The sequence below is a fragment of the Gordonia sp. YY1 genome (assembly GCF_009872315.1).
GTDB lineage: Bacteria > Actinomycetota > Actinomycetes > Mycobacteriales > Mycobacteriaceae > Gordonia > Gordonia amicalis.
On the sequence record NZ_WXYI01000065.1, the window covers coordinates 1 to 549 of the forward strand.

General features: G+C 54.5%; 1 rRNA gene. It reads right to left on the reverse strand.

Going from position 1 to position 549, the window contains the following annotated elements:
* Nucleotides 1-493 precede the first annotated feature (493 nt).
* Nucleotides 494-549 (reverse strand): 16S ribosomal RNA (locus BPODLACK_RS23160); the annotation flags it as partial.

Below are 549 nucleotides of genomic sequence, written 5' to 3' on the forward strand. Positions count from 1 at the left end.
CGGCTCCTGGTACCAAGGCATCCACCGAACGCCCTTACACACTTACAACAACACCTACAAACCACCCCCACCACACAGTCAACAACCGTCAACGGGGATCGAATGTAGACATCACAAAACATACATTTCTGCTAAATCACAGACCAGCACCCCAACACACGGTCGGAGCATTGGTTTGAAATAAAGATGCTCGCATCCACTATGCACTTCTCAAACAACACACACCATCCCACCACCCACACCTCCATGCCCCATCACAGGACACCTCAACAGCATGACCGGTCGAACAGCTAGGTCAGAGACAACACTCGCGTGTTCTCTCAGAACCCCGATAGCGTGACAATGAACCCGCCGGCCTCACAGCTCTGGCGGCGACCCCCGATACCTCCACCTGATGTGGAAGCGGTGAGCCTGTCTGATGTTTCACCCTCGAACACACACCCACCGCACAGACATACGCCGGCAGAAATGGGTGATGTTGTGTGCTCCTTAGAAAGGAGGTGATCCAGCCGCACCTTCCGGTACGGCTACCTTGTTACGACTTCGTCC